This is a genomic window from Agaribacterium sp. ZY112, from assembly GCF_041346925.1.
In the GTDB taxonomy this organism is placed as follows: domain Bacteria; phylum Pseudomonadota; class Gammaproteobacteria; order Pseudomonadales; family Cellvibrionaceae; genus Agaribacterium.
Map to the genome: position 1 here is coordinate 2,534,372 of NZ_CP166840.1, position 22,556 is coordinate 2,556,927.

At 44.0% G+C, this 22,556-nt stretch carries 14 protein-coding genes and 1 tRNA gene; 9 read left to right on the forward strand and 6 right to left on the reverse strand.

Translation table 11 applies throughout. From position 1 onward, the window contains the following. The first annotated feature begins 56 nt into the window (after positions 1 to 56). The 4 genes from pheT to AB1S55_RS11085 all read left to right on the forward strand — a co-directional run bounded on the left by pheT (position 57) and on the right by AB1S55_RS11085 (position 3,230). Positions 57 to 2,432 carry a phenylalanine--tRNA ligase subunit beta gene (pheT, locus tag AB1S55_RS11070; RefSeq protein WP_370978214.1) on the forward strand — a complete coding sequence of 792 codons (2,376 nt, stop codon included), beginning with the start codon at positions 57 to 59 and terminating at the stop codon, positions 2,430 to 2,432. Next, the gene (ihfA, locus tag AB1S55_RS11075) at positions 2,416 to 2,742 is read left to right on the forward strand and encodes an integration host factor subunit alpha (protein WP_370978215.1); all 327 of its coding nucleotides are present in this window, start codon (positions 2,416 to 2,418) and stop codon (positions 2,740 to 2,742) included. The genes pheT and ihfA overlap by 17 nt, the downstream gene beginning before the upstream one ends. After that, a complete protein-coding gene (locus AB1S55_RS11080; RefSeq protein WP_370978216.1) occupies positions 2,723 to 3,079 on the forward strand; it encodes a MerR family transcriptional regulator in 357 nt (118 codons plus the stop codon). The genes ihfA and AB1S55_RS11080 overlap by 20 nt, the downstream gene beginning before the upstream one ends. Before the next feature lie 74 nt (positions 3,080 to 3,153). Then, positions 3,154 to 3,230 (forward strand) — tRNA-Pro (locus tag AB1S55_RS11085). A 226-nt stretch (positions 3,231 to 3,456) separates the two neighbouring features. Here AB1S55_RS11085 and AB1S55_RS11090 read toward each other — a convergent pair. Both AB1S55_RS11090 and AB1S55_RS11095 read right to left on the reverse strand, forming a co-directional pair. Beyond that, positions 3,457 to 3,828 carry an MmcQ/YjbR family DNA-binding protein gene (locus AB1S55_RS11090; protein ID WP_370978217.1) on the reverse strand — a complete coding sequence of 124 codons (372 nt, stop codon included), beginning with the start codon at positions 3,826 to 3,828 and terminating at the stop codon, positions 3,457 to 3,459. Positions 3,829 to 3,878: 50 nt separating this feature from the next. Then, positions 3,879 to 4,967, reverse strand: a complete 1,089-nt coding sequence (locus tag AB1S55_RS11095; protein ID WP_370978219.1) for a hypothetical protein — start codon at positions 4,965 to 4,967, stop codon at positions 3,879 to 3,881. Between the two features lie 474 nt (positions 4,968 to 5,441). Here AB1S55_RS11095 and AB1S55_RS11100 point away from each other — a divergent pair, with 474 nt between their 5' ends. Further along, entirely contained in the window at positions 5,442 to 6,806 is a 1,365-nt protein-coding gene (locus tag AB1S55_RS11100) for a PleD family two-component system response regulator (protein WP_370978221.1), read from the forward strand. Between the two features lie 417 nt (positions 6,807 to 7,223). On the opposite strand, the gene AB1S55_RS11105 is transcribed toward AB1S55_RS11100, so the two are convergent. Together AB1S55_RS11105 and AB1S55_RS11110 are read right to left on the reverse strand one after the other, a co-directional pair. Next, positions 7,224 to 9,665, reverse strand: a complete 2,442-nt coding sequence (locus AB1S55_RS11105) for a GH36-type glycosyl hydrolase domain-containing protein (RefSeq protein WP_370978223.1) — start codon at positions 9,663 to 9,665, stop codon at positions 7,224 to 7,226. A 52-nt stretch (positions 9,666 to 9,717) separates the two neighbouring features. After that, positions 9,718 to 11,646 (reverse strand): sodium:solute symporter family protein, encoded by a 1,929-nt coding sequence (locus tag AB1S55_RS11110; RefSeq protein ID WP_370978224.1) that lies wholly within the window; start codon positions 11,644 to 11,646, stop codon positions 9,718 to 9,720. Between the two features lie 513 nt (positions 11,647 to 12,159). On the opposite strand from AB1S55_RS11110, the gene AB1S55_RS11115 reads away from it, so the two are divergent. Continuing rightward, complete coding sequence (locus tag AB1S55_RS11115; protein WP_370978226.1) at positions 12,160 to 15,186, forward strand: TonB-dependent receptor; 3,027 nt, start codon at positions 12,160 to 12,162, stop codon at positions 15,184 to 15,186. A gap of 92 nt (positions 15,187 to 15,278) precedes the next feature. Here the strand turns inward: AB1S55_RS11115 and AB1S55_RS11120 are convergent, their stop codons facing one another. Continuing rightward, entirely contained in the window at positions 15,279 to 16,790 is a 1,512-nt protein-coding gene (locus AB1S55_RS11120) for a tryptophan halogenase family protein (protein ID WP_370978227.1), read from the reverse strand. A gap of 166 nt (positions 16,791 to 16,956) precedes the next feature. Here AB1S55_RS11120 and AB1S55_RS11125 point away from each other — a divergent pair, with 166 nt between their 5' ends. Both AB1S55_RS11125 and AB1S55_RS11130 read left to right on the forward strand, forming a co-directional pair. Beyond that, a complete protein-coding gene (locus AB1S55_RS11125; protein WP_370978228.1) occupies positions 16,957 to 17,982 on the forward strand; it encodes a LacI family DNA-binding transcriptional regulator in 1,026 nt (341 codons plus the stop codon). A gap of 55 nt (positions 17,983 to 18,037) precedes the next feature. Then, on the forward strand, positions 18,038 to 19,126 hold the full coding sequence (locus AB1S55_RS11130; protein ID WP_370978230.1) for a glycoside hydrolase family 5 protein: 1,089 nt from the start codon (positions 18,038 to 18,040) through the stop codon (positions 19,124 to 19,126). 49 nt (positions 19,127 to 19,175) lie between these two features. Here the strand turns inward: AB1S55_RS11130 and AB1S55_RS11135 are convergent, their stop codons facing one another. Then, positions 19,176 to 20,318 (reverse strand): helix-turn-helix domain-containing protein, encoded by a 1,143-nt coding sequence (locus AB1S55_RS11135; RefSeq protein WP_370978231.1) that lies wholly within the window; start codon positions 20,316 to 20,318, stop codon positions 19,176 to 19,178. 398 nt (positions 20,319 to 20,716) lie between these two features. Here AB1S55_RS11135 and AB1S55_RS11140 point away from each other — a divergent pair, with 398 nt between their 5' ends. After that, on the forward strand, positions 20,717 to 22,492 hold the full coding sequence (locus AB1S55_RS11140) for a cellulase family glycosylhydrolase (protein WP_370978232.1): 1,776 nt from the start codon (positions 20,717 to 20,719) through the stop codon (positions 22,490 to 22,492). Positions 22,493 to 22,556: the final 64 nt, after the last annotated feature.

The window sequence follows — 22,556 nt, forward strand, 5'->3', positions numbered from 1 at the left end:
CCTAAATCTAAACCTAGTTGCACAAGTCATCAAAAAAATTAAGACAGTGAAGTGATATGAAAATCAGTGAGTCCTGGTTAAGAGAGTGGGTTCAACCAGAAGTTGATACCGAAGAGCTAATTGAACAGCTAACAATGGCCGGCCTTGAAGTCGATGGCATTGAAAACGTAGCCGGTGAGTTTAGCGGTGTTGTTGTCGGTCAAATCGAACAGACTGAGCAGCACCCAGATGCAGATAAGTTGCGTGTGTGTCAGGTTAAAGGCCCTAATGACGAGCTTTTTCAAGTTGTCTGTGGTGCAGCAAATGCGCGCGAAGGTATTAAGATTCCTTTTGCAATGATTGGCGCAGTATTGCCTGGCAACTTTAAAATTAAAAAAGCCAAACTACGTGGTGTTGAAAGTTTTGGCATGCTCTGCGGTCAAACCGAACTTGAGGCTGGCGACGATGACAGTGGCTTGTGGGAATTAGCCGCAGATGCCCCAGTGGGTGAAGATCTACGCAGTTACTTGCAGCTAGAAGACAATATCATCGAGGTGGATCTAACACCAAATCGTGCAGATTGCCTAGGTCTTAAAGGTATTGCCCGTGAAGTGGGCGTATTAAATCGCTGTGATGTGCAGCAGCCTGAATTCGAAAAAGCGCCAGTTACAAGTGCTAAATCAATTGCGATTAATTTAGCTGCCAGCGATGCCTGCCCTCGTTATCTGGGGCGTGTTATTGAGGGTGTGGATATCAGTAAGCCTAGCCCGCTTTGGTTGCAAGAGAAATTGCGCCGTAGTGATATTCGACCTATTGATGCCGTGGTGGACGTTACCAATTACGTACTGCTCGAGCTGGGCCAGCCCATGCATGCCTTTGATTTAGACAGCATCAACGGTGCTATTACAGTACGTATGGCTGAAGATGGCGAAAAGCTGACTCTGCTTGATGAACAAGAGCTTAGTTTAAAAAGCGATACGCTGGTTATTGCCGATGAGCAGCAGGCTCTTGCTGCGGCAGGCATTATGGGTGGTTTAAGCTCTGCGGTGAGCGAAACGAGTAGTAATCTCTTGTTAGAAGCGGCTTTCTTTAATCCGATCGCAATAGCGGGCAAGGCCCGTAACTACGGCTTGCACACGGACTCTTCCCACCGTTTTGAGCGCGGTGTTGATTACAACTTAGCTGCTGAAGCCATGGAGCGTGCCACTCAGTTAATCATTGATATTTGTGGCGGCCAAGCAGGGCAGGTTCAGCTTGCTGAAGATTCAGCCAAATTGCCACAGAGTAAAACGGTTCGCTTGCGCAGGGCTCGTATTGAATCAGGTTTAGGTTTTGCCATTCCAGATACGGATGTTGTTGAGATTCTGACCCGCCTAGGTCTGCAGCTGATTGACACGAATGAAGAAGGCTGGAGTTTCACAGTACCGAGCTATCGTTTTGATATCAGTATCGAGGCTGATCTACTTGAAGAGTTAGCTCGTATCTATGGTTATAACAACTTGCCGACAACAACAAACTTTGTTCCTCAGCAGTTGCCAACTAAGAGTGAAACTCAAAAGCATATTGATGAGCTAGCTGCACAGTTAGTAGGACGTGACTACCGTGAAGCCATTACTTATAGCTTTATCGAGCCGGCTTTGCAGCAACGTTTCTTTGGCGATGCTGAAGCGGTTGAGCTACTCAACCCTATTAGTGCCGACCTAAGTGTTATGCGCACAAGCTTGTTGCCGGGGTTAGTGCAAACCTGTGTTAACAATGCCAAGCGCCAACACAGCCGTATACGCCTGTTTGAGCGCGGTTTACGCTTTAAGTTAGAAGGCGACAAGCTGAATCAGGTTGATGGTATTGCAGGCCTTATATTTGGCGAGCGAGAAGCATCTAGTTGGCTGGCTTCTAAGGAACGTGTTGATTTTTACGACATCAAAGGTGATGTTGAAAGCCTACTTAGTGTAGGTGGATTACAAGTAAGCTTTAGCGCTGATCAAAGCTTAGCGCACATGCACCCAGGGCAATGTGCCAGTGTGAGCATAGACGGTGAACAAGTGGGTTATGTTGGGGCCTTGCACCCTGAGCTCGCTAAAGCTGTTGGCTTGAAAAAAGGGGCCTTTGTATTTGAGTTAGACCTAGAACCTATACTCAGAGCAAGTGTGCCTAGTTACCGTGTTATTTCTCGTTATCCAGAGGTTGAGCGTGATCTTGCCTTCCTTGTAGCTAGCACGACACCGGCTGCAGAGATGGAAAAAGCGATTGCAAGTGCAGCAGGCGAACATTTGAAGCAGTTAAAGGTTTTTGACATTTATAGTGGCGAAGGCATTGATTCTGAAAGAAAAAGTGTTGCCTTTAACTTGACCTTTCAAGATTCATCGCGCACCCTTAACGAGGAAGAAGTGAATGCTGCAATTGATGCGGTAATCAGTAAACTCGAAGGGGACTTGGATGCCACTCTCCGATAACGATATTACAGAATCGTTAACTAAAGCAGACCTAGCTGAGCGTCTCTATGAGGAGCTCGGCTTTAACAAGCGCGAAGCGAAGGAACTCGTGGAACTCTTTTTTAATGAGATCCGTGATGCTTTGGTGAACAACGAGCAGGTTAAATTATCAGGTTTTGGTAATTTTGAACTGCGAGAGAAAAAGGAACGCCCCGGGCGCAACCCCAAAACAGGGGAAGAAATACCGATTACCGCACGTCGTGTAGTCACATTTCGGCCTGGGCAAAAACTGAAAGTAAGGGTTGAAGCGTATGCTGGAACCGAGCAATAACGACGAATTGCCCCCCATCCCGGGTAAACGCTACTTCACCATTGGTGAAGTGAGCGAACTTTGCTCTGTCAAACCGCATGTGTTGCGTTATTGGGAGCAAGAATTTCCTCAGCTTAAGCCTGTTAAGCGCAGAGGGAACCGTCGTTATTATCAGCGCGATGACGTACTCACAATTCGTCAGATCCGTGCTTTACTCTACGACAGAGGCTACACCATAGGCGGTGCTCGTCAACAAATGACCAGCGATGCCGAAGGTGCAGAAAGCTCAGAACAAGAAGTCGTTATTGCAAAAATGATCGAAGATTTAGAGCAGCTATTAGAGTTACTCAAAAGCTAAGGCCCATAGCCAATTGCAGCTTGCAATTGTAAGTTCAGACGGTAATATGGCGCCTCTCTCAAAGAGAGAACACTCGGAACGTAGCGCAGCCTGGTAGCGCACCACACTGGGGGTGTGGTGGTCGGAGGTTCGAATCCTCTCGTTCCGACCAAACATAAAAAAACCCGCTCATTGAGCGGGTTTTTTTATGCCTGTTAGAAACACGAGTAGACCGAGGCGATATCTGCCGGTTCGAAAAAACGGCACGACAGCCGTTTTTGACGGCTTTAAGCCGCCCGCAGGGTGAGCGCTAAGGGGGGCGGGAATCAATCCTCTCGCAGTCAATTAATTAATGCGCTAGAGCTTAAACTTATTTTGAGTTTTAGAAACAGAGCTTATTAATCCTCTATTAACCCCAGCTCTCTCTGTTTTTTCTTGCTAAGCCCTAACGACACAATATGGTGAGATACGAGCAAGTGCTCTTTAAGCTCTTTTGGCTTTACGATGGACATGTCGCACGCTTGTATCCAAGTGAAGCCTCTAGAGGCAAGGTAGGGAGCGGGCCTATAGCCAGGTTCATCTTTCAGGATATTAAAGTTAAGTTCAGAGGTTTTAAATGAATAAGCCTCACAACCTAGGCCGTCTTTATTCCAGCCACCAACCGCAAAAACTTTTCCTCCTACTTTCCAGACATGAGAGCCGCCCCATTGAACAACATGAGTGCTTGCAGTTAGGTTCTGGCAATACTGGTTGTACTCATCGTAAGTCATGATTTGTTGCGCGCTTTAGTAAGAGCTGTGACTTTAATTTTACCCGATGTTTAAGCGCTAAAGCTGCTTAATTGGCTATGAAATTTATTGGCCAAATATGGGTCCCACATTGCCGCTGTTGCGCTCATTACTAGGTCGGCTCCTAGATCAAGCCGCTGTTGTAAATCATTGGCTGTCATCATGCCGCCGACGGAGCAAATAACAAAGTCGTCGTGCATTTGTTCTCGAATATCTACGAGGCTTTGGGTGCACTGCAAGGCAAGTTCACCAATGGCATAACCACAGGTTCCACTGATTGCTCGGCCTTCACCTTCTAGGGCTTGATGGCCTCGTGTGTCTAAGATCTTCCTTGGTATGGTATTGATCGCTGCAAAGCCGTCTACATAAGGGCGGTTGGCATGCACAACGTGCTTGAGTTGTTCTGCGGGCATCCAGCCTAGTTTGATCATAAACGGGGTTGATCCAATGGCCTGACGTATTTTTTTGGAGATACGCGCGGAGTTTTCCGGGTCTGCAAACAGTTGGCCTTCTTTACTGCCGCCTAAGTTGGGGCAGGAGTAATTGACTTCTATGGTTTTGGCTCCCGCTTCTTTAGCGAGGGAGGCAACATAGGCGTAATCTTCTTCTAGGCTGCGCTCTTTTAAGCCGGGCGTACCGTTCACTGATACGATCATTAACTGGCCCTTGCCCATGCTTTGGTTGCCCAGTTCCACATCTCTCATCCAAATCCCTGGCTCGGGCGAGGGGACACCAAAGGAGTTTGTGATGCTGATCTTTTCTATCTCGTTGGCATCATGGCTTGCTGTGATGTTCTGGTTTAGATCGTCGGCGCTAAAAGGGCTGGGGGCATTAAGATATAAGCAATTAGGTGCTGGGTGGCTGGCGCGGCTAATGCTGCGCACGGTTTTATACACTGGTAGGTCAAAGCCAAGTTGGGCGTAGAGTTTGCACCAACGGCTGTTAAGCAGAGGGCCGGCAGCTACCCCGAGCCGAGAGTTAAGGTTTTGGTCAAAGAGTGTAATGGTGCTCGTAGGCTTTGGTCGAGAGCGTAATTCGCCGTTGAAAAACGGCCCTTTATCGTAGTTATCGGCATAAGAGAGGCTGATGTCGTAGCTACATAGCTTGCTGCTGTCGTTCATAGTGTCAAGGGCCGCATAGAAGGTGGTGAAATTGGCGCTTATGATAATGTCCGTGCTGGAGCGGGCTGTGATTTCTATCAAGGCTCTTTAAGTCTGGCAAAGGCTTGAAAGTACTGGCTGTAGCGAGGCTCCTTGTTTGCTGGCTTGTGCAGCAGAGCACCAGCGCAGCTCATACTAACTCAGGCCCAATTTGGGCAAACTTAAACAAACTCAGACCAAAGTAGTGGGTTTTTAGGGCTTAATGCCGTGTTTTTGTGAATACATAAAAGATGCCCCTGATCTTGTTCTCAAAATCGCTAAATGCTCTGCGATCTAGATCACATTCACCTCTCTTTCATGGAACTTGTAGCTACGCTCAATGGTAGATTAGGGCCGTCTTTATCTGCGCTGCATGTTTTTTGAACTGTCTTCGGTCTTAAGTATTAGTTGTGCTCTCAGATAATTCCAAAGCTTAAGAATAATACGGATCTTGTTATGCCCTGTGTTTTGATTGTTGATGATAGTAAAACCGCTCAGGCTCGCTTAAAAGGCTTATTAAAGGGCTACGATTTACATATCGATATTGCTTTTAGCGCCGAAGAGGCCTTGGGCTATCTTAGCTACAATCGACCCGACGTTATTTTCCTAGATCACCATATGGAAGGTATGGATGGGCTAGAAGCACTACGTATTATCAAGAATAATCCCGCAACTGCGATGATCCCCGTGGTGATGTATACATCACAAAAAGGCGATGTTTATTTGGGGCAGGCACGTGCTTTAGGTGCGCTGGATATTTTGAGTAAAGAAATTATTAAGCCTGCCAATATCGAACGTGTATTAAAAAATCTGAAAATTGATCAGAAAAAAGCTGATGCTGAGGCGAACTCAGCAGCTAACGGCACATCAACGCCAAATTCGGGTGCTGATTTTGTTGAGCGACGAGCAGGGGGGGCAACACCAACCATCGAAGAGATTCGTGCTCAAGTTGCTCGATTATTTGAATTACATATTGCCGATGTACGCCAGCAGATCTCCGATAATTCGCGTTTTATCGTACGTAATTTACGCAGTGAAATTAATAAAAAAACACAGTCTCCTAAAAAGGCTGCCAATGAGCCGGTTAGTGAACCTGAATTGGATATCATCGCTCCTGTAGAAAGCGAGCCTGCTAAAACACCCTTGGCCTTAGTGGCCGCCCTTGTATGCGCTTGTGTATTACTGGTGGCGAATATCGTTAATGAACGAAGCCAAGCACAGCAACAAATCGCTGCTTTAAATGAAGCTTATAATGTACTCGATAAGCGTAGTCAGGCAACTCAGCAAGCATTAACCGTGCTGGCCAACAGTGTGAATGAAAGTAAGCTGGTCGAGCAATCTACCGATTTGCGCTTTAGTGAATTGATGGACGCCATGAGTTGGGCGATTAGTACGGATCTGAGTTTTGCTTTTGAAGAAAGCCCGCTAAGTGAAGCCCAAGTTGGAAAAATTGAAGAGTTAATTCGTCGTTTGAGTAATGCAGGCTTTCAGGGGGAACTAGCCTTAGATTTTCATTTTGGTGATGCCTGTGTTGAGTTTAATGATTCAGAAATAAAGTTGGCCTCAGAAGATAAACACTACAGTGATTGTTTGCTGTTAAGTACGCTGAATTATGAACGCCCAGCGGCGAACTATATCAGTGATGCCTATATTGAAATGGAGCAGAGTGTACCGGCCTTATTTAATAATGATATTCGACTTAGCCTGATGTCGAGTGGAATAGAAAGCCTTGCTAGCACAGATTCAATTATTACTGCTGGGCAGTGGAACCAACAAGCACTGCGTCATAACCGAGTACATTTAGAACTTATCCCTGATTAATTCAGCTGCTCGATGTAGTGTCGGGCAGTTTATCTTCCCGTTATTAGACTCCTGCACAGAAGTCTTGCGCGTAGATAGTGCCGTTTTTGTATGAGATTCTGTGTGAATTCCTATGTATCTTGTACGTCGTCTTGTATATTGCCTTCTGAGCTATTATCTATATCGTTTTTGATGCCGGTTTCTATACTCTTGTCTACGGATTTAGTTGTTAAAAAAATACTGCGCACAGTTTAACTATAAAAACTATTTGAAAGCGTAATAGCCTCGATAGCTCTTATAGATGTACTAATCATTTATAAGAGTATTAACTCAAAGCACATTGGGCTATGTGCTTTGAGTTAAGAGTGCGCAGCCAAGGGGAGGAGATCGTTTCGGTATGATTTCTAGGTGTTTATGCTCCTGCTTTATGTTGCTTCTTTATGTTCCTAATAGCACTTCAACTTTCACATTACTTCCTGCTTTTGCTAGTGGAATCCGTTTAGAGTCGATCTCTTTACCGTCTACCAGAATACAGCTAATGCCAGAGCTCAAACCTTCTGGGTTTTTAATGCTGATCTCATAGCTAGCTCCACGGAAACGGCGTGTCACACTGTAGCTTTCCCAACCTGAAGGAATACAAGGGTCTATCTCTAAACCTTGGTAAGAAGGTTTAACCCCGAGTATGTGCTCAGTGATGGCGTGGTAATTCCAAGCTGCTGTGCCTGTTAGCCAAGAGTTCTTAGCCTCACCGGGTAAGGGGGCTTCTTTACCAGCTACCATTTGAGCGTAAACATAAGGCTCTATTTTTCGGCGTTTTACATCTTTCTGAAAGGCAGGAGTTATTTTTTTGTAATAATCAAAAGCGTGATCACCACGGCCAATGCTGGCCTCCGCAATCATAATCCAAGGATTGTTATGACAAAAAATACCGCCGTTTTCTTTATAACCTGGTGGGTAAGTTGATATTTCTCCGTACTCAAGATGGTACGTTGTAAAAGCTGGGTAATTTAAGACGATACCGTAATCGCAATCGAGCATATTTTTTACGGCATCCAATGCACTGTGAACTTTACCGTTCTCACGGCCAACACCTGCCATAGCACAAAAGCCTTGCGATTCAATAAAGATCTTGGATTCACTGTGCTCATTAGTGCCGACTTTATTGCCCTTGGCATCGTAAGCTCGTAAAAACCACTCTCCATCCCAACCGTGTTGCTCAATGGCTTGCTCCATGTCTTTAATCGCGCTTTGAGCGCGCAAAGCCTCATCTGTTTTACCCAGTTCTAGGCAAAGCTCGGCATATTGTTTTCCGTAATAAACAAACATGCCTGCAATCATCACCGATTCAGCTATGCCGCCTTGCTGGTTTTCTGTGGTTTGAAAGCTTTCATTTGGGTCGCTGGAATAGCAGTTGAGGTTTAAGCAGTCGTTCCAGTCAGCTCGACCGATCAGTGGTAATTTATGGGGCCCTAAATTATTAAGCACATGGTCAAACGATAGACGCAGGTGCTCAAATAAGCTTGCGACATTATTACCGTCATTATCAAAAGGTACGGGTTCTTCTACTATGCTGAAGTCACCGGTTTCTTTTATGTAAGCGGTACTAGAGGCAATTAACCAAAGTGGGTCGTCGTTAAAATTACCGCCAATAGCGGCATTGCCTTTTTTAGTAAGAGGTTGGTATTGGTGGTAGACCGAACCGTCTTCAAACTGAATCGCCGCAATATCCAAGATCCGCTCGCGTGAGCGCTTAGGATCCATATGAATAAAACCCAATAAGTCTTGGTTTGAATCTCTAAAGCCCATTCCTCGGCCAATGCCCGCTTCAAAGAAGGAAGCGCTGCGAGACATATTAAAGGTCACAAGGCACTGATACTGATTCCAGATATTGACGGAGCGATTCAGCTTGTTATCGTTACTTTGTAGCTGATAATGGCTTAGCATCTCTTGCCAATATGAGCAAAGCTCATCAAAACTCTTCTGAACTTTAGCGGCTGTATCGTATTTTTCGATTAACGCTTTAGCTGGGTGTTTATTAATAATATTGGGTGCTTGCCACTTATTATTTGGGTCCACCTCTACATAACCAAGTAAGAAGACAAGTTCTGTTTCTTCTCCCGGCTCTAAGCTAATGGTGAGCTGATGTGAGGCGATAGGTGACCAGCCATGGGCAAACGAGTTGTTACTACCATTGATAACAGCATCCGGTTGCTCAAAGCCATTATAGGGGCCGAGAAAGCATTCTCGTTGGGTGTCGTAAGCTGTGATGTCTGCATTGACGTGATAGAAGCTGTAGTGATTGCGGCGCTCTCGATACTCTGTTTTGTGGTAGATGGTAGAGCCTTCTACTTCGACTTCACCGGTTGAAAAGTTTCGCTGAAAGTTTGTCATATCATCTTCAGCATTCCACAAACACCATTCTTGCAAAGAATGCAGTTGGAAAGTTTTTTTCTCAGTGCCAAGATTACTTAATTTTACTTTTTGTATTTCAAGGTTGTCGCCTTGAGGAACAAAAAAGAGTGCTTCGGCTTTAATGTTATTTTTTTGTCCACTGATGCGGCTGTAGTTCATACCGTGACGGCATTCATAAGCATCAAGATCGGTCTTGCATGGTTTCCAGCCAGGGGACCAAATATCCTTACCGTCATTTATATAAAAATAACGGCCGCCATCATCACTAGGTACATTGTTATAGCGATAGCGGGTGAGGCGCCTAAATTTGGCATCACGGTAAAAGCTATAACCGCCAGCTGTGTTTGATATAAGCGAAAAGAAACTGTCGCTGCCTAAGTAGTTAATCCATGGGCTAGGGGTAAGTGGATTAGTGATGACGTACTCTTTGTTTGCATCATCAAAGTGGCCAAATTCAGTGTTTTCCATCCGTACTTCCTTTCCTCTAAGGCGTGCGGCCCTAAGGCCGCGTGGGTATAAGTTAAGACTGTTGGGCGGCTAGCTGAGGTGAAGCAGAGCTAGGGCTACTTGCTGGGTTTATATCGTCTTCGTTATGGTCTTTGGGAAGATGATCAAACCAAGATTTTTTGAGTACGCTGGCTGTTATTGCAAAAATAACGCCGGCGATAATAAGAGATTGGTATTCACCAATGACCAAGAAGATAGGCATGGCAACCAGTGTGGTTTGCGCAACGATGCCAAATACAACGTTAAACATATCGCGTTTAAAGTCTTTGTTTTCTTCAAAACTTGGGTCTAGTGCTTTAACACGTTGCTTAACTGGCCCCCAGAACCCCCAAGGACGTACATTTTTGTAAAATGAGTTAAGTACATCTGGGTCTTCCTCTTTACTTAATAAGCTTGCAGCAATACAAATAGAGGCCGAAAAGAGCAGCAAAAACGGGAACAGATAAAGCGGTACAATATCTGAGGCAATATTTGGGAAGAGGGCTTTAAATACTGGAGGGAAGAACAAGGCCCCAACAATACCGGCGAGCATGCCATAGAAAAAGCCAATACCGTTTAGTCGCCACCAATACCATTTGAGCATATTGGATACGACATAGCCTCCCCACAAACCAGATACCAGCCACTGCAAAATGCTGTTAATACTCTCAATTAATAATCCAATTGCAGTACTAATAACAACAACCAAGACGGATATTAAATAGCTTAAGTGAACGAGCTTTTTATCACTGGCCTTAGGGTTGATATAACGCTTATAAATATCATTAACAAGATAAGCGGGGGCGGCATTAACCGTGCTTGCAAAAGTAGACATAAAGGCTGCAAGTAGACCAGCTAGTATCAAGCCAATAATACCAACAGGTGCAAATTGTTTGATGGCAGAGGGCAGTATGTTTTCGAAATCAACTTTACCACCAGAGATTAAATCAAGCTCTTGGTAATAGACCACGGCAAGCACGGCAAACCCTGCAATCATAAGGTAGCGAATAGGCATCAGTACGACTGAAACAAAACCGCTCATCAATGCCGCATCTCTTGGCGAGCGTGTGGCTAGAATTTTTTGCATGTCATAGTTGGGGGCGGGGCCTGCAAAACTGACAAGGGCGCCTTTGAATAGCATCATCATAAAAAAGATGCTAAAGAGGGTATAGCCGTCATTAACGATTTTGTCGTTGACTTCATCAATAATGCCGCCCCAATCTAAATTAAGCTGTGCTCCAAAAAATGGATTGCTCCAGCCTGCAGGCGTTGCTGCCTGTAAGGCTTCTGGGCTGACATTCATGATGGCTATTGCGGCTATGATGACGGCCGAGACGGTCATAATGGTGAACTGCATAACATCGGCCCAAACAATAGAGAGCATGCCGCCGAGCATCACATAGAGAGTGGCAATGCTGGTAAAAAACATACCGTAAACGTGAGGTACATAAGCGGGTGCTACCGCAAATGGCACAAAAGGAGAGACCACTTCCCAAGGAATAAAAATTTCCATAAATTTGCCAATGCCAACAAATCCATAGGCTAAAAAACCAAGTGCGCTAATTAAAGCAAAGGCGACCACAATCATATGTGATAAGCGCCCACCCAAGTCATTCCCAAAGCGAGTTTGAATCCATTCGGCACCGGTTAACACATTTGATCGGCGTAGCCACATCGATAAAAATGCGGCTAAAAATATTTGATTGAAGACCGGCCATAACCAAGGTATCCAAATACTTTTTAGTCCATAGATAAAACAAAGCGTGACAAGCCACATCGTTCCGGAAATATCGAACATGCCAGAGGCATTGGATAAGCCAAGCATGTACCAGGGGAGTTTTCTGCCGCCTTGGAAGTAGCTGCGTAAATCTTTGCTGGCTTGTTTCTTAAGGTATAAGCCGATCACTATTGTTGCGCTGAGGTAGGCAAAAATGATCATCAAATCTAGGCTTTGTAGCTGCATGATGAGTCCAGGCTCCATCTGAATTTAATTATGATTATTATCTTGTAAAACGATTTACATTCAATCAGATCGTCATTTGACATGCAAGTAGCATTTAAAAAGAGTTTTTAAAGATGAAATCGCTATAAAAGGATGGTTTTAAATTATAAAAAATACTGTTTTGGCGTGTAAATCAGCGTAAGTATTGCGCTTCTTCATCTATATGGATGTTGTTCACATTCTTTATATTTCAATTTCTCAAAGCTGTAGTATGTGGTTGACAAGATTTTTGTAAAACGTTTTACTTTTACTGTCTCAAGGGTCCATGCCGCAGTAAGCGATCTCTTTTGTTTTTATAAAAATAAAAGTCAGCGTAGGTGATGGATAAATGGAATTACGAGTTTTGTTGAGTCAATCACATTTGGCTAATGGCTCGCAAAAACAATAAAAATGCAAGCGAAGGCTATTACGATAACGGCAGGTTGTATGTCGTTCGGGGCCGTTTCTCGCTGCTTGGCTCTATAGGGGAAAATAATGATAAAGCAAAACCCAAATAATCACAGCGTGTATAAAACCTCCGTGCTTGGTGCACACCCTCACTTTAGAAAAAAGGCTTTAGCGCTAAGCGTGGCATCGTGTGTGTTATTTAGCACGGCTGCAATGGCTCAAGCTCAACAACAAGATGCTGAAATTGCCGAAGAAGAAGTATTGGTAATGGGGCTAAGAGCCGCGCAAGCAACGTCGATTGCCATCAAGCGTGAATCGGCCGTTGTTATGGATTCACTCTCGGCTGACAATATTGGTAAATTACCAGATGTAACTATCGCTGATTCTTTACAGCGTATCCCTGGTGTGCAAATACGCCGTTCCGCAGGTGAGGGTACAGATGTTAGCTTGCGTGGTTTACCGCAGGTTGCAACGAAGTTAAATGGCGAAGCGTATTTAGGTGCAGGTGCAATTACTACTGTACAGCCTTCATTTTCTGATTTACCCGCTCAGCTTTTTAAAGGCGCGGATGTTTTTAAAACTACCTCAGCCAATCAGTCTTCTGCGGGTATCACAGGTACCATTGATTTAAAAACTTGGCGGCCGTTTAACTTTGATGAAGGCATGCAGGCGACGGCTAATTTAGAAGTACAGCGTGGCCAAGAAACACAAGAGACGGACCCTTCGGCAAGTGCTTTGTTTTCATGGCGTAATGATAAAGTTGGCGCGATGATCTCTGGCGCATTTTCGAATCCTAATTTATCCAATAGTTATAATGGCATTAACACTACTGAGCCGGGTGATTCAGGCTGGGTAAATGGTGTCAATGACTGGGGGGCAACTCAGCCGAATCATTATATTGCTCCTCAAGGTGTGGTGACTTGGAACCAGGTAACTGAGCGTGAGCGTTATGGTGTTAATGCGGCTTTTCAGGCTGATTTAGGTGAAGGTTTTGAGTTTATAGCCGAAGCTTTTTACGCAAGCGAGGATGAGTACAACCGTAAAGTGGGTATGAGTGCTACCAATAAGTGGCAGGGTTTGGATTATTTTACGCCAACTCAATATCGTAATACTGGAATTGAAACTCGAATCGAGGATAAAGATAATCCACGTGAGTTAAAAGAGTGGCAAACCTGGCAAGAAATCGATATCGATGCACGCCGTGTTAAGTCGTTTTCTCAGAACGATAGCTTTAAAAAGAGTTCTACCAATTTAAACTTCGAATTACTTTACGATAACGGCGGCCCTTTAACGGGGAGCGTACGTTATGTAAATGGGCGTGCGGATTCCAAAAAACGCCATGGTTATAACGAAGGGGATATTACCAACGGTTCTGCAACGGGCATTAATCCGTTTTATCCTGCTGAGTACTGTGATGGCAATACGCCAGTGGGCGATGAAGGTGGCTGCTTTGTACCTCCAAATCCACTGGGTTATGAAGACGCGCCGGTGCTAACGTATAACAATTCGGGTGATCACCCGCGTTGGAGCGGTTTTGACGCACCGCAAACCGGTGGCTTGGCTGCAGGCTCTACCATGCGTGATTATATGGCTAATGTTGATAGCTATAATATTGGCGCTTACTCGTCAGAAAATAATGGTAACAGTGGTGCTGACTTAGATGTTTTCCGCGTTGATGGAAACTATAAGTTTGATGATAACTTTTTTACCAGTGTCGACCTTGGCTTTCGTATGGCTCAGCGTGCCGTGCAAGAAGAGAAATATCATTTATTTTCACCATTCTATGAAGAGGGTTGCTTGGTTCAGTGGAAGGCAACGGACGTTGTGCTCGGTGAGGACTCATGTTCTGCAGGAGAAATGGTGGCGGGCGAGTTCCAGGGTTATACAGCTCTGCCTCCAATTCCACTTAACGCTAATAACAATGTTAAATTCTATGATGACTTTAGCCCAGTATCCGGTGTTCCTGGTGTTTGGGCGGTAGACCCTAAAGATTATGATGATCCCGAAGCCTTCCATAACCGTGTCTTTGGCTCAACTCAAAAAGCAGTCGTTCCAGGTGAGACCTATGATCTAGATTACAACGAAAATACCTTTTATATTCAGGGTAATTTCGAATACGGTCTTATGAGCGGTAATATTGGCCTACGTTCTATTACCTCTGAACGTATCGTTAAACAAAATGTTGCGGGTGTTAAATTACCCTACGGCAATACTAATGTTGATGAAGGTGATGTTGTTACTCGCGTAAAAGAGGACGATTTATTACCTGCTCTTAACTTAGCCTTTGATGTAGCTGAAGATGTTGTGATTCGTGCAGCTTATGCGCAGAACATAACGCCTTTGGATCTTAGTAATTGGGGGGATGGACTAACAGTGCAAACCTCATTAAATACCGAACTAGATATGTTTGTAGTGAATCAGGCTGCACAAGGCGGTAACCCGGCCTTGGATCCATGGAAATCAACCAACTACGATGTATCGGTTGAGTGGTATATGGGTAATGCTAGTAATATGAGTGCGGCAGCATTTTTGATTGATGTTGATAGCTTTGTTAAGCAGGGTACTGTGCCTATGCAATTCCCAGATCCTGATGGTGTTGTTCGCCGCACAATTTTTGCTACGACACCAGTACAAGGTGAAGGCGGGCAATTGCATGGATTGGAGCTTGCGGGGCGTTTTGCCTTTAGTGACTTTACCAGTAATTTTATGCAGAGTTTTGGTGTTGATACTAACTACACCTGGTCGCCTAGTGAACAAGATGCCAAAGATATTAAAGGTGATAAATTAGCCTTCCCTGATAATTCAGAGCACCAAGCGAATATGATTCTTTGGCTAGAAGAAGGCCCTTGGCAAGCTCGTGTTGCATATAACTATCGTTCAGAGCGCTTAGCGGAAGAAGGGCGTACCTCTGGTAATTTAAATGTTTATCAAGATGCGGTCTCTTATGTTGATGTGTCGGCTAGCTACGACATCAACGATAACTTCAGTGTTTATATGAATGGTTCTAATGTAACGGGATCTTATGAAACCTATTATATGGAGTGGGAAGATCAAGAGGTCTACCAGAACTACTATGAGCCTCGTTATGGTTTAGGCTTCCGTTACAAAATGTAAACATCACTTAAGCTCGTGTCCTTTGTAGCGCGATAGCTTTGCTATCGCGCTTTTTTTATGTCTATGGTTTTTCTTCGGTTGATCTAATATTGCTAAAAGGCTTTGCAGTGTTTGTTGATAAAGTCTTGGTGTGTCATGGCCTTTTTAGATGTGCTTTTTATTTGGTCTTTCATGTTATTTAAACCAGAAATTAAATCACTGTGACTGAGTGAGGCGGTAGCAACATGTTGGTGTTGCGGGCGTATATTCATGCCATCAAACAGACTTAACCAGCTTGATGGCCCAAATGATTCCAGCTCATAGCTGCTCATGTGGCCAGCGTGTTTAAAGAGTTCTACTTTGTGTTGTAAGGTGTCGGGGATTTCCATTTCCTGTACATAACGCCAAAAATCGCTGTCTTGGCGCTGACTGTATTTATAGTGAAGAATAATAAAGTCTCTAATTCTCTCCATTTCTATTAAGGCTAAACGGTTGGCTTCATCAGTTTCCGCTTTATTAAATCCATTGTCAGGGAAAAACATAAGTAACCTAGACAGGCCGGTTTGAATTAGCGATATGCTGGTGCTTTCAAGTGGTTCAAGAAAACCACTGGCTAAGCCAAGGGCGACACAGTTTTTATTCCAAAACTTATTTCTTATGCCTGTTTTAAATCGAAGTTGGCGCGCTTCGCTTGTTGTTTTTTCATTAATGGATTTTTTTAATTCAACTAGTGCGTGATCATCACTAATAAAATTATCGCAATAAACATAGCCATTACCAAAGCGGCTCTGTAGGGGAATTTGCCAGATCCATCCTGCTTCCTTTGCACAAGATCGAGTATAGGGTGACGGTTGTTTATGGGGTTCACTTGCTATGGCTATGGCGCTATTGACAGGTAGCCAGTGAGACCAATCGGTGAAACCGGTTTTTAGTGCGCCTTCAATAAGCAGTGCACGAAATCCACTGCAATCAATAAATAAGTCGGCTTTGTGTTGCTGCTTGTTATCAAGGTTGAGGCTGAGGATGTTGCCGTCAGGGGCTAGATGTACTTCGTTAACTTTGGCCTGAATATGTTTTACTTTTCTCTCGATTGAATAGTCTTTTAAGTAGTTTGCATACAGAGATGCGTCAAAATGAAAGGCGTATTTATAATCTGACAGACTATGGCCACTATCTACGCTTGGCTGGGCAAAGCGATTATCAAGGGCGACTTGACTAGCTAGGCAAAAATCTTGAAGCTTGAAATTGCTTAGTTCTTTTGGGTTGGTTTTGATTTTTTGACAGCGATAAAGGTAGTGATGAAAGTCGACGCCGTTTAAGGGTTGACCATAGTCTGAAAATGGATGGAAAAATTGAGAGCCTTTGTTAAACCAGTCTTCAAATTGGATACCTAGTTTAAACGTAGCATGTGTTTTTTTTATAAAGTCTATTTCATCGATGCCAAGGCTTGCATTAAAATTTCGTATGCCGGGTATGCTGGCTTCACCTACGCCTATCGTACCTAGATTGGGAGCTTCTATTACGGTGATATCTAATTCTCGTTGATCGTTGGCTAGTGCAGCAGCAGCCATCCAGCCAGCAGTGCCTCCACCAACAATAATTATTTTTTGTGTTTTATTATTCATTTTCTCTATTTCCTTGAGCTAGATCTGAGATACTTAAAAACCTAGATTTGTAAAACGTTTTACAGTAATATCTTGAGCATACCATTGCAGGCGAATGTGTGCGATAGCGCACAGGTGTTTCAAGCAAGGCGGCTCTTGGTTCGAGCCTTAAAGCATAATAACGAGAATGAATATGGCCGAAGTTGGGATTAAAGATGTTGCAGCAAAAGCTGGTGTTTCAACGGCAACAGTTTCACAAGCACTGCGAAATCCTGGCCGTGTCGCTGACGCTACTCGTGAAAAAGTTCTCGCAGCAATTGAAGAGGTAGGTTATACACCGAATAAGTTAGGCGTGAGCCTGCGTACCTCTAAAACCGGAAATATTGTTGTTATTATTCCCGATGTTGCAGATAGCTATAATTTTGGAATTATCAAGGCTATTGAGCAAGTGGCTCATGCTCGTGGTTATTCTGTGCTATTGGGTGATACTCAGTGTTCACCACTTCGGGAGCGTGAATACGCGGCGATGGTTAAATCCCGTCAGGCAGACGGAATTATTCTATTATCCCACCGACTCCCTTTTGATACCGATGGCGGTGATGCGGAATCAAATCGTTTGCCGCCTATTGTTAACGGTGGTGAGTTTACCGGTGTTAGAGGTGTGCCAGCGGTGACCATCGACGATGCCAAAGCTGGTGAGGATGCAACTCAGCATCTAATCGATTTGGGGCATAGCAATATTGCTGTTATCACAGGCGATATGGACTGTCCGACAAGTCAAAACCGGCTACAAGGCTTTAAGCAAGCAATGGAAAAATCGGGGCTTTCAGTTAATGAGAAAAACATCATTAAGGCTGATTATACGGTTGAAGATGGCGAGGCTGCTGTCAAAAAGCTTCTGATATTAAAAACACGACCAACGGCTATTTTTTGTTTCTCCGATGAAATAGCCTTGGGGGCTATGCACTCATTACAGATGCACGGTTTTGATGTACCCAGTGATATCTCCATCATTGGTTTTGATGACATTAAATTTGCTAAGTATTTTTCTCCCGCTTTAACAACCATTGCTCAGCCAGCTGAGTTGATCGGCGAAACCTGCGCAAACCTACTAATGAATTTATTAGATGAAAAAGCGCCGGAGAAAGACCGCTATATTCTTGAACACGAATTAATCGTTCGGGGAAGTACAGGGCCAGCGCCCGGAGCTTGATTGCAGGCTTTTTAATCTCAATAGCAGTTTCTTATTAACAGACAAGGAGGGACCTATGTCTTCTCGAGTAGCACCTGCGTTTTTATTTTTATGTGTTTGTTTTTTTACATCAAACGTTTTGGCCGAAAGTTCATCTCACCCTGGTGATGGGGAATGGTGGTTTACCCCTTATCCTGAGCAGTTTGATACCAAGCTTTTAAAAAATGATATGCCTTATATCTCGGTTAAAGGTAATCAGTTTGTTGATGAAGATGGTAAGCCAATTATTTTTAGGGGCTTGAATTTTTCCGATCCAGATAAACTTAAAAAGAACCGAAAGTGGGATAAAAAGCATTTTAAAGTGGCATCGGAATGGGGCACTAACCTTATTCGTTTACCTATTCACCCAATTGCTTGGGAAAGCCGAGGCGAAGAAGCCTATATCGCTTTATTAGATGAAGCAGTTATTTGGGCAAATGAACTCAATATCTATCTGGTATTTGATTGGCACTCTATGGGTAATATCTTTGAGGGACTTTATCAGCACCGTATGTATAGAACAAATATGGATCAAACCAAGCAGTTCTGGCAAACCATAGCGCATCGTTATAAAGATGTACCTACTGTTGCTTTTTATGAGTTGTTTAATGAGCCAACGGATGGTGATGGCCGCTTTGGTGAGTTAACTTGGCCTGAGTGGAAGCGTTTTAATACCTCGTTAATTGATTTAATTGCTGCCTATGACCCAACGGTAGTGTCTTTAGTAGCAGGCTTTGATTGGGCTTATGATTTGAGTGAAGCGCGTGGTGACTTGATAGACAGGCCTAATGTTGCCTATGTTTCTCACCCTTATCCTCAAAAAGCTGAGGGGCCTACTCAGGCTAAGCAGTGGGATGAAAAATTTGGTTTTGTCACTGAGCATGCCCCCCTTATGGCAACTGAAATTGGCTGGATGAGAACAGGAGAGCGCGGTGGTCATTACCCTGTTATTAATGATGACATGAGTTATGGGCCGGCAATTATGGACTATCTAGATGCCAAGGGAGCTTCTTGGGTGGCTTGGGTGTTTGACCCAGATTGGACACCAAATATGTATGAAGGTTGGAGTTATAAGCCGACCCAACAGGGTGAGTACTTTAGAAAGGTTATGCTCGAAAAAAAATAAGTGATAAAAAACGAGGCGCTCACCCTTCATGTGAGCGCCTTTAGGTTTTCTAAGCATTTAGCGCTTCTTGTTTTCGGTACTGCGTCGGCGTAAGCCCTTCTAGCTTTTTAAATAGGGCGTTAAATGTGGCTTTAGAGTTAAAGCCAGAGGCATACATTACATCAAGTACGGCACTGTTTTTCTCTTCTCTTAATAAGCGCTTGGCTTCTTCTAGGCGATAATTGTTAATAAAGTCCGCAAAGTTGCAACCGTAATGGCCGTTAATAACAGCCGATAGGGTTCGTTTAGATATGCCCATGCTTTGAGCTAAAGATTCTTGTGAGAGTTCAGGGTCTGTATAGCGTTTCTTAGTCTCCATAAGTTGCATCAGCAAGCTTACATATTCCGGGTTTATATTGGGAGTTTGTTCAATACTTGGTTTGAGGCACAGAGCAGGGTAGCTGCGTTGTTGAATAGCATCGCGATTAAGTTGCAATACCAAGATAAGGTAAAATAATGCAGCAAAATAATTTTGGCTTAAGCCCCAAAACTCTATAGGCATACTTGCGCCCAAATGTGACTGAATTAACAGTAATACCGACACTAAAATGCCTAATAAGCCAAATATAAGCCAGCCAGAGCATAATATTTCTAGTGCGCCCAGCTGAGGCTTCTTATTTTGTATTTTGTAGTGCTTATAAAGGATATGGCATGACATCATAATAAGCACAACTCGGAATATCTCGCGTGCTACTTGAACAAAAAATAGCGATACAGATAAGTCAAAAACACTGTGATTTTGCTGCATCTCTATTTTCACATCCGTTGGTAGGCTGTGGTATAGAATAATTTGGTGGCTGATTTGCAGTATAAACGGCAAAAAGATAAGTGCGTGCGCTGGTTTAAGTTCAAAGTCTTTATCAAGGAGGCTTGCGATCATTAAGAAGCCAAAGGGAGCTTGTAGCCAGGCTCCAAACTCAAATAGATAGATGATATTAGGCGCGTGGCTGATGACCCATGGATGAAAGCCTGCACCAAAGCTGATTAATATATCTAATGGAATGGCGGCGCTGCTAACAAAAAAGCCACAGGAAAAGACCAAAAAAGAAGTGCGTTTTTCTGGCAGATTTGCTATTTGGAAGGAGCAAATAACACATAATAATATGGTGATAATTAGTGCTAAATCATGGCCGTTAAATAGTATTTGGGACATATCCGATTACCTGAATTCCTTTGTCTTAACGTGCTTCTATTAACCTGTTGTGACACTAGTTTATTAAAAAAATAATCGCAAGTGTGCTTTCTTTTAACCATGATCTGGGCTCGGAATTACTTCACAAAAAAGCAAGTTGATGTTTTTTTGACGCTGACGCGACGACTCCCTTATAGCCCTTATTTTATGGGCGATTTTGCATGTATTTGTATTTTCATTGCATAAAAGTGAACGTTTGATTTAGCGCAATACCATGAATTAGACGACATACCTTGAGGCCTTAACTACCTTGCCCTTATGTTCAGGCAGCCTTCATTATTTTTGTTCACATTTATAGCTGATTAATGAGAGCTGCTTGATAAATAAATAACCTCTATTTAATTATTTGGAGAATAATAATGAACAGGACACTTACAAGTGTGCTGCTTGCTGGCTTACTGTCGTCTACAGCCAATGCGGCCCAAGTAACTATGACATCACAAAGCGATTGGGGTGTGTCGTTTCAGGGATTGACTGAAATCGTTAATGATGAAAACAGCGCCGTTGATGGCTGGACTCTAAGTTTTAGTTCTCCCTTTCAGATTGACCAGGTTTGGAATGCAAAAATCATATCCCAAACAGGTAATAACTACGTTATAGGCAATTTGGATTATAACGGCCTGATTCAACCGGGTGAGTCGGTCAATTTTGGTTTTATTGCCTCTCCTGGTAACGCTCCTATGCCTGCTGTGATTGCCTTTAACGGGGAAGAGGGCAGCATGCCGTCGCCATCACCTAGCCCAGTGATGACTCCAAGCCCAGTTGTTAGCCCAAGCCCTGTGGTAACTCCGTCACCTGTTGTCTCGCCATCACCGCTGGTGTCACCAAGCCCACAGGTTTCACCATCACCGGCAGTAACGCCGAGCCCTGTGGTAAGTATGCCTCCTATCGCTGGTGGTAATACTGATGACTGGTTAAGCGTCTCTGGTAACACCATTGTTAATAAAGAGGGTCAAGCTGTTTGGCTAACAGGCGCTAACTGGTTTGGCTTTAATACTACCGAGCGTGTTTTCCACGGTTTGTGGAGCGCCAACTTGGATGAAACCCTTGAAGCAATGGCTGATCGTGGCATCAACTTAATTCGTGTGCCATTTTCCACCGAGATTGTTCATGAGTGGATGACAGGTAATGCCGTTACGCCTCAGGTTAATGACTACGCAAACCCTGACCTTGCGAATAAGAACAGTTTAGAGATCTTTGATATTTTCTTGGCTAAGGCGAAAGCCCACGGTATGAAAGTATTATTGGATGCCCATTCTGCAGAAGCTGACAATATGGGGCACATTGCACCTCTTTGGTATAAGGGTGAATTTGATGAAAAAATCTTTATTGATACTTGGGTGTGGTTAGCTGAGCGTTATAAAAACGACGACACGGTTATTGCCTTTGATTTAGAGAATGAGCCTCATGGTAAGGCGCACTCAGAGGCTGATTTTGCTAAATGGGATACCAGTACAGATGCAAATAACTGGAAATACATTGCCGAGAAATTATCAGCCGCAATTTTGGATGTTCACCCTGATATCTTAATTATGATTGAAGGCATCGAGGTTTACCCTGTTGATGGTCAGACGTGGACCTCTCGCAATGAAGATGACTACCACTTTAACTGGTGGGGCGGAAACTTACGCGGTGTGGCTGACTTGCCTATTGAAGTAGCCGGTCATCAAGACAAGATTATGTACAGCCCGCACGATTACGGCCCCTTGGTTTTCCAACAGTCTTGGTTTTATCCAGGTTTCTCTAAAGAGACCCTTATCAACGATGTTTGGCAGGACAATTGGTTATTTATTCACACAGATGGAACAGCGCCACTACTTATTGGTGAGTGGGGCGGTTTTCTTGATGGTGGGCCTAATGAAGCCTGGCTCGAGGCGATGAGATCACTGATTGATGAGTATAAGTTACACCACACATTCTGGTGCTTAAACCCTAACTCAGGTGATACCGGTGGTTTGCTTGGCCATGACTGGAAAACTTGGGATGAAGCTAAGTACAACATGCTAGAGCCTGTGCTTTGGCAAGATGAGCAGGGCCGCTATGTGGGCTTGGATCATGAAATTCCATTGGGCCCTAACGGCTTGACGGTGAAGCAGTTTTATCAAAACGGTGGCGATGAGCCGCTAGGTCTTTAAGTCATTTTTTAACTTAATTCTCTTAACCAATATGTGCTCACAGGGATGCTGTGGGCGCAAAAGG